The organism is Sphingomonas sp. (assembly GCF_035317925.1).
Taxonomy (GTDB): Bacteria; Pseudomonadota; Alphaproteobacteria; order Sphingomonadales; family Sphingomonadaceae; genus Sphingomonas_I.
Window position 1 is genome coordinate 21,185 of the sequence record NZ_DATHFV010000179.1, and the last position, 7,468, is coordinate 28,652.

General features: G+C 66.8%; 7 protein-coding genes. 4 read left to right on the forward strand and 3 right to left on the reverse strand.

Translation table 11 applies throughout. From position 1 onward, the window contains the following. Positions 1-170: 170 nt before the first annotated feature. Together VK533_RS13520 and VK533_RS13525 are read left to right on the forward strand one after the other, a co-directional pair. Positions 171-3,065 carry a valine--tRNA ligase gene (locus VK533_RS13520; RefSeq protein WP_324378505.1) on the forward strand — a complete coding sequence of 965 codons (2,895 nt, stop codon included), beginning with the start codon at positions 171-173 and terminating at the stop codon, positions 3,063-3,065. Then, a complete protein-coding gene (locus VK533_RS13525) occupies positions 3,062-3,472 on the forward strand; it encodes a GNAT family acetyltransferase (RefSeq protein WP_324378507.1) in 411 nt (136 codons plus the stop codon). The genes VK533_RS13520 and VK533_RS13525 overlap by 4 nt, the downstream gene beginning before the upstream one ends. A 2-nt stretch (positions 3,473-3,474) precedes the next feature. On the opposite strand, the gene VK533_RS13530 is transcribed toward VK533_RS13525, so the two are convergent. Beyond that, complete coding sequence (locus VK533_RS13530; protein WP_324378509.1) at positions 3,475-4,227, reverse strand: SIMPL domain-containing protein; 753 nt, start codon at positions 4,225-4,227, stop codon at positions 3,475-3,477. Positions 4,228-4,383: 156 nt separating this feature from the next. Between VK533_RS13530 and VK533_RS13535 the strand changes: the two genes are divergently transcribed. Beyond that, the gene (locus VK533_RS13535) at positions 4,384-5,007 is read left to right on the forward strand and encodes a YbhB/YbcL family Raf kinase inhibitor-like protein (RefSeq protein ID WP_324378512.1); all 624 of its coding nucleotides are present in this window, start codon (positions 4,384-4,386) and stop codon (positions 5,005-5,007) included. Here VK533_RS13535 and VK533_RS13540 read toward each other — a convergent pair. After that, the gene (locus VK533_RS13540; protein ID WP_324378518.1) at positions 5,004-5,330 is read right to left on the reverse strand and encodes a DUF2218 domain-containing protein; all 327 of its coding nucleotides are present in this window, start codon (positions 5,328-5,330) and stop codon (positions 5,004-5,006) included. The two genes, VK533_RS13535 and VK533_RS13540, sit on opposite strands and share 4 nt — an antisense overlap. A gap of 80 nt (positions 5,331-5,410) precedes the next feature. Then, positions 5,411-5,989, reverse strand: coding sequence for a PadR family transcriptional regulator (locus tag VK533_RS13545; protein WP_324378514.1), 579 nt, complete (start codon positions 5,987-5,989; stop codon positions 5,411-5,413). A 110-nt stretch (positions 5,990-6,099) separates the two neighbouring features. On the opposite strand from VK533_RS13545, the gene VK533_RS13550 reads away from it, so the two are divergent. After that, entirely contained in the window at positions 6,100-7,419 is a 1,320-nt protein-coding gene (locus tag VK533_RS13550; protein ID WP_324378516.1) for a replication-associated recombination protein A, read from the forward strand. Positions 7,420-7,468: the final 49 nt, after the last annotated feature.

The following is a 7,468-nucleotide window of genomic DNA, read 5'->3' on the forward strand; positions in this document are numbered from 1 at the left end:
TTTCTCATTGCAAGGAACGGAATCGCCGGACCCGCCACGACGTCCGCGCGCGATCGGCCACCCATATCTGGCACCAATTCCTTTAGTTCGTTTTTGGGGTTTTTTGTTTTTTCTGCGGTGGAGCTGCCCTCTCGCATCGGCGGCGCACTCCCTCTAAAGCCGCTCGCGACATGACCATCGACAAGACCTTCGATCCCGCCGCCATCGAATCCCGCTGGTACGCGCACTGGGAAACCACCGGCCAGTTCCGCCCCGCGCGCGATACGGCCGAACCCTTCACCATCGTCATCCCGCCGCCCAACGTCACCGGCTCGCTCCACATCGGCCACGCGCTCGACAATACGCTGCAGGATATCCTGATCCGCCACGCGCGCCTTCAGGGGAAGGATGCCCTGTGGGTGGTCGGCACCGATCATGCCGGCATCGCGACCCAGATGGTGGTCGAACGCAACCTCGCCAGCCAGGGCCTCAAGCGCCAGGATATGGGCCGCGACGCCTTCATCGAACATGTCTGGGAATGGAAGGCGCAGTCGGGCGGCCAGATCACCCGCCAGCTCCGCCGCCTTGGCGCGTCGTGCGATTGGGCGAACGAACGCTTCACGATGGATCCGGGCTTCTCGAAGGCCGTGCTCCACGTTTTCGTCGAGCTCTACCGCCAGAAACTGCTCTATCGCGACAAGCGCCTGGTCAATTGGGATCCCCACTTCCGCACCGCCATCTCCGATCTCGAGGTCGAGACCCGGGAGCGCAACGGCCAGTTCTGGCACCTCACCTATCCGCTCGCCGATGGTAGCGGCACGATCTCGGTCGCGACCACGCGCCCCGAAACCATGCTCGCCGACATGGCAGTCGCGGTGAACCCGGAAGACGCGCGCTACACCGCCTTGATCGGCCAGCAGGTCCGCCTGCCGATCACCGGCCGCCTGATCCCCATCGTCGCCGACGAGCACGCCGATCCGGAGCTCGGCTCGGGCGCGGTCAAGATCACTCCCGGCCACGACTTCAACGATTTCGAGGTCGGCAAGCGCGCGGGCTTCAAGCCGGCCGAGATGCTCAACATGCTCGATGCCGAAGCCCGCATCCAGCAGACCGCCGACGGCCTCATCCCCGCCGAACTGCTCGGCATGGACCGGTTCGAGGCGCGCGACCTGATCGTCAAACTGCTCGACGAGGCCGGCGCGCTGGAGAAGGTCGAGGATCGCGTGATCCAGACCCCTTATGGCGATCGTTCGGGCGTGGTGATCGAGCCCTGGCTGACCGACCAATGGTATGTCGACGCCAAGACGCTCGCCGGCCCCGCGCTCGAAGCCGTCCGCTCCGGCGACATCCGCGTCGTCCCCGAAACCTGGAAGAAGACCTGGTACAACTGGCTCGAGAACATCCAGCCCTGGTGCGTCAGCCGCCAGCTCTGGTGGGGCCACCAGATCCCGGTTTGGTATGGACCTGCGCGCGAGGGTGACGAACCTGACGAGCATTCGGTGCGGCCAATTGTCTTCGTGGCGAAGAACCACGAGGATCTAATCGAGCAAGCTCGCGCATATTATCCGCCCGACCAGCACGACTTTGCGATCTACGAAAGCACCGCTCATTACCTGTCGAAGGCGCCTTCCCTTGAGGGGCTGCTTCAGACCGAGCTGGTGCGAGATAATGACGTCCTCGACACCTGGTTCTCGTCAGCCTTATGGCCGTTCGGCACGCTCGGCTGGCCCGACCAGAGCGATACGCTGCGCCGCCATTACCCCAACGACATCCTCATCTCCGGCTTCGACATCCTGTTCTTCTGGGATGCGCGCATGGCGATGCAGGGGCTGCACTTCATGGGCGAGCGGCCGTGGAAGACGCTCTACCTCCACGGCCTCGTCCGCGACGCGCACGGCGCCAAGATGTCCAAGTCCAAGGGCAACACCGTCGATCCGCTCGGCCTGATCGACAAATACGGCGCCGACGCTTTGCGCTTCACGCTCGCCGCGATGGAAAGCCAGGGCCGCGACATCAAGCTCGATGAGAAGCGGGTCGAGGGCTATCGCAACTTCGCGACCAAGCTCTGGAACGCCGCCCGCTTCGCCCAGTCGAACGGCATCGGCGGATCGTCCACCCTGGAGCCGCCCAAGGCCGATCTCGCCGTCAACCGCTGGATCATCGGCGAGACGATCAAGACCATCCAGGCGCTCGACCTCGCCATCGCCGATCTGCGCTACGACGAGATGGCCAACACCATCTACCACTTCACCTGGGCCAGCTTCTGCGACTGGTACCTGGAGCTGATCAAACCCGTACTTGGTGGGGGAGGACCTAATTCTCCCCTCCCGCCTGCGGGAGGGGCCGGGGGTGGGGAGTCCGAACCAGCCACATTCTCGACGCTAGGTGGTGAGGAAACCATCCCCACCCCTAACCCCTCCCGCGAGCGGGAGGGGGACACCCCCGAAGCCCAGGAAACCCGCGCCGTCGCCGGCTGGGTGCTCGACCAGATCCTGGTCCTGCTCCACCCCTTCATGCCCTTCATCACCGAAGAGCTGTGGCACGCGCTCGCCGATCGCCCGCACGATCTGATCGTCGGCCACTGGCCGATGGCCGACGCACGCGCGATCGATCCCGCCGCACATGCCGAGGTCGAATGGCTGATCAAGCTGGTCGGCGAGATCCGCGCCGCGCGCAGCGAGCTCAACGTGCCCCCCGGCGCGAAACTCCATCTCTTCGCCAGCGGCGTCTCCGACGAAACCGCCGCCCGCCTCGATCGTCAGCACGGCGTCCTCACCCGCCTCGCCCGCCTCGAATCGATCCAGCTCTCCGCCTTCGAGGGCCCCGGCGCCGCGCAGGTGGTGGTCGACGAAGCGACCTTCGCGCTCCCCCTCGGCGACGTGATCGACCTCGCCGCCGAACGCGCCCGCTTGGCCAAGGGCGCCGAAGCCGCCGAAAAGGAACGCGACAGCCTCGCCGGCCGCCTGGGCAACCCCGCCTTCGTCGAGAAGGCCAAGCCCGAAGCGATCGCCAAGGCGCGCGAAGACCACGCCGCCAAGGCCGCCGAAGCCGAACGGCTCAGAGCGGCGCTGGCGCGGCTGGGATGACGGAAATCGGGCCCCTCGCGCCCGACGAAGCCCCCGCCGCCGCGGCCTTATGGGCCGAAGCCGGCCTCGTCCGCGCCTGGAACGATCCGCACGCGGACATCGCTGCCGCGCTCGCCTGTCCGACCGCGACGATCCTCGCCGCGCGCGACGGCGCCCGCCTCACCGGCACGATCATGGCCGGCTATGACGGCCATCGCGGCTGGCTCTATTATGTCGCGGTCGCCGACGATCGGCGCGGCACCGGCCTTGGCCGGGCGTTGGTCGAGGCCGCCGAACACTGGCTCGCCGCGCAGGGCACGCGTGTGATCCGCCTGATGGTCCGCGCCGAGAACGACGCCGTCACCGGCTTCTACGCAGCGCTCGGCTACGAGGGCAGCGACATGCTGGTGATGGGCAAGCGCCTCTAAGGCTAGCGCGCGATCGCGTAGGTCACGGTCAGCCGCGCCGTGGTCGAGATCGGCTCGGGCCGGATGTCCACCGCGACCGGCGGCGGCATCACCATTACCGGAGCCGGCACGCGCGCACCGGTCACCATGATGTCGTCGCCGTCGGACGCGGTCGCCGCCTCGTCCGTCACCTTGACGACCGGGCCCAGTTTCTCGCCCGCCGCGCTTGCGATCGCTTCCGCGCGGTTATGCGCGTCCGCCAACGCGGCCGCCGCCGCGCGCCTGGCGGCATCGTCATGCTTCAGGATATCGAAGTCGCTCGCATGGGCATTGCTCGCGCCGAGCCTCGCGGCCAGCCCCACCGCCGTCCCCGCATTCTTGACCGCCTCCATCCGCACCGAAACGCTGATGCTGGCGAGATAGCCGGTCACGGCGCACTTGCCCGTCGAAAGGCGCGGATTGTCGTCGTCGTCGCCGCCGCACCCCGCGGCGCGCGTTTCGTCCAGCCTGACCTCGCCGGTCCGGATTTCCATCCGGCCGCCGCCAAGCACGCCGAGCCCGTTGATGATCGCTTTCTGTTTGGCCACCAGCCCGCGGGTCGCCGCATCGGGACTCGCTCCTTCGCCGCGAATGGAGAAAGCGAGGTTGGCGATATCGGGATCGGTCTTCACCTCGCCCACGCCGACCACCGTGATCGTCGGCAGTGCGCTTATGTCTGCCGCTCTGGCCGGCGCAGCGCAGGCCGCCAGCGTGCCCATGATTATCGCTAACCGCATGACCCTCTCCCTGTTTGGGAAAAGGCTAGTCACGGTGGGGCAGCCCGTAAAGTTTGGTCAGACCGGAATTGGATGTTTATCCGCGCTGGCCCGGTTGGGCTGATCTTCGGACCCGGCTCGAACCTCCAGCCGTTATAGCGGCAAGGAGGCTCCCCGATGCTCGAACATGTTCCCCAATGGCTCGGCGAACTGCTGCGCAACGTCCGCGCGGGCCATTCCAAATTGGTGATCGTCAGCCATGATCTGGACGTCGGCACGGGCAGCCTCGAACTGTCCAGCCCCGCCTTCGCCAATGGCGCCCGCCTGCCCGAACGCTTCACCGCGGACGGGGAGGGCGTGTCGCCGCCTTTGGTTTGGCGCGATCCGCCCGCGGGCACGACCAGCTTCGCCTTGATCGTCGAGGATCCTGACGCCCCCGCGCCCAACCCGCTCGTCCATGCATTGGTGTGGAACATCCCCGCCGACGCGCGCCGCCTGGCCGAGGGCGCGATCGCGCGCGATGGCGATGGCGGCGCGGATGGATCGGATGTCGGCCGCAGCAGCTTCTTCACCGAAGGCTGGCTCGCGCCCGATCCCCCGACCGGCCACGGCAGCCACGATTATGTCTTCCAGCTGTTCGCGCTGCGCGACACGCCCAGTCTCGGCCCCAATCCGGGCCGCGACGAACTGGTCGAGGCGCTCGAGGATAACGTGCTGGCGGCCGGCCTGTTCGTCGGCACCTATTCACGTGGGCAGGAAGCGACGATCGGCGCCGCGCCGTCGGGTCTCGCGACCGCCTAGAGGTCCCGCCAGTCGAACGGCAGCGGCGCCTCGCGGAAGGCAAAGCGGTCGAGATGGCGCGCAACCGCGCCCTTGAGGCCATCGCGCTGTTCGGGCGAGGTCGCGTCGATCCGCACGTCGAGCGCGTCGCCGCGCGCGTCCATCGTCACCAGCGCGTCACCGGGATGGTCCGCCCCGCGCGCGTCCTTCGGGAAGACGACGGTGCCATGCTCGGGCGTGAACTCGACCGTCAGATTATGCGCCCAATGCTTGCACAACTGCTGCAGATAGCGGCTGCCGCTGGCGGTCGGCACGGCAGCTTCGGTCGAGAAGACTTCGGTCAAAGCCGGTATCCTTGGATAGAGCGTGTTCGCGACGGCGGTGGGCTCGAAGCCCAAACGCCGCCGCAGCACCGCCAGCCGTGTCATTTCTCGAGCCGCTCGATCTTGCGCGCGGCCTCGTCGAGGATCGCGGCGACGTCGTGGACCAGGTCCTCGCGTCCGCCGCGCGATGCGATCATCGTATCGCGCAGCGCCATACCGAGCCCCATCATCGCGCGCTTGATCGGCGCGGCGCCGGTGCGGCCTTCGTCTTGGCCCATGCGCGACAGCCGCTCGATCAGAGCGTCGACCTCCTCGCGCTTTTCGGTGAGGTGCGCGCGGCCGGCGTCGGTGATGGCGAAGCGCTTGCGCGCGCCTTCCTCCTTCACCTCGTCGATCATGCCCATTTCGTCGAGCATGGTCAGCGTCGGATAGACCACGCCCGGGCTCGGCGCGTAGCTGCCGCCGGTCCGCTCCTCGATCTCGCGGATCAAATCGTAGCCGTGGCGCGGCTGTTCCTCGAGCAAAGCCAGCAGCACCAGCCGCAGCTCGCCGCCGTCGAATACGCGCCGGCGTCCGCCGCCACGCTCATGATGGCCCCAGCCGCCGCGATGATGTTCGCCGCGCTCCCCGGGTCCGAAACCGCCGCCAAGCCAGCGGCCATAGCCATGTCCAAATCGCATTTTGATAAACTCCTGTATCATCGACTCATATCTAAGATATATCTTGAGTCATTTCAAGACTGTTTCCGCGCGACGTGGATATGGCGGTCTCCGCGTCCTATATTCGGGTCATGGCCGACCTCTTCGCCGCCGACTTGCTACCCGATTCCGCGCAGGCGGTGTCCGCCGATGCGCCGCTCGCGGACCGGATAAGGCCGCGCGCGCTCGACGAGGTGATCGGCCAGGAGCATCTGACCGGCCCCGAAGGCGCGATCGGGCGCATGGTCGCGGCCGGCCGCCTGTCGTCGATGATATTGTGGGGGCCGCCCGGCACCGGCAAGACCAGCATCGCGCGGCTGCTGGCCGATGCGGTCGGCCTGCGCTTCGTCGGAATCTCGGCGGTGTTCTCGGGCGTCGCCGATCTCAAGAAGACCTTTGCCGAGGCACGAGAACATGCCCGTCTCGGCCAACGGACTTTGCTATTCGTGGACGAGATCCATCGCTTCAACCGCGCCCAGCAAGACGGCTTCCTGCCTTATGTCGAGGACGGCACGGTTGTGCTGGTGGGCGCGACCACCGAAAATCCTTCGTTTGAATTGAACGCCGCGCTTCTGTCGCGCGCCCAGGTGCTGATCCTCAACCGGCTCGATACGCCCGCGCTCGAAAAGCTGCTCGCACGCGCCGAAACAGTCGAGGAACGCGCGCTGCCGCTCAACGCTGATGCCCGCGCCGCTTTGATCGGCACCGCCGACGGCGACGGCCGCTTCCTGCTTAACCAGGCCGAGACTTTGTTCTCGATCAACCTGCCCGAGCCGCTCGATCCCGCCGGCCTCGCCGCTTTGCTGCATCGCCGGGTCGCGGTTTACGACAAGGATCGCGAGGGCCATTACAACCTCATCTCCGCGCTCCATAAAGCGGTGCGCGGCTCCGATCCGCAGGCCGCGCTTTACTATCTCGCGCGCATGCTGGTGGCGGGGGAGGAGCCGCTTTACCTGCTGCGCCGGATGGTCCGGATGGCGAGCGAGGATATCGGCCTCGCCGATCCGCAGGCCTTGGTGCAATGCCTCGCGGCCAAGGACAGCTACGATTTCCTGGGGTCGCCCGAAGGCGAGCTCGCGATCGCCAATGCGCTCGTCTATCTCGCGACCGCGCCCAAATCGAATGCCGGTTACAAGGCCTATGGCGCGGCGCGGCGTTCGGCCAAGGAAACCGGCTCGCTGATGCCGCCCAAGAACATCCTCAACGCGCCGACCAAGCTGATGAAGACGATCGGCTACGGCAAGGATTATGCCTACGATCACGACGCGGACGAGGCCTTCTCGGGCGACAATTACTGGCCGGAAGAGATGAACCCGCAGACCTTCTACACGCCAACACCGCGCGGGTTCGAGGCCAAGATCGCCGAGCGGCTGGCCTATTGGCAGACACTGCGCGAGGAGCGGCAGGGATGAGCCTGAGCTGGGACGACGTGGTGGCCTACGCGCTCTCGCTGCCGGACAC

Excerpts from the sequence above, each read along its gene's own strand:
- VK533_RS13520 (WP_324378505.1), top strand. The coding sequence starts at position 171 with ATGACCATCGACAAGACCTTCGATCCCGCCGCCATCGAATCCCGCTGG.
- VK533_RS13525 (WP_324378507.1), top strand. The coding sequence starts at position 3,062 with ATGACGGAAATCGGGCCCCTCGCGCCCGACGAAGCCCCCGCCGCCGCG.
- VK533_RS13530 (WP_324378509.1), bottom strand. The coding sequence starts at position 4,227 with ATGCGGTTAGCGATAATCATGGGCACGCTGGCGGCCTGCGCTGCGCCG.
- VK533_RS13535 (WP_324378512.1), top strand. The coding sequence starts at position 4,384 with ATGCTCGAACATGTTCCCCAATGGCTCGGCGAACTGCTGCGCAACGTC.
- VK533_RS13545 (WP_324378514.1), bottom strand. The coding sequence starts at position 5,989 with ATGCGATTTGGACATGGCTATGGCCGCTGGCTTGGCGGCGGTTTCGGA.
- VK533_RS13550 (WP_324378516.1), top strand. The coding sequence starts at position 6,100 with ATGGCCGACCTCTTCGCCGCCGACTTGCTACCCGATTCCGCGCAGGCG.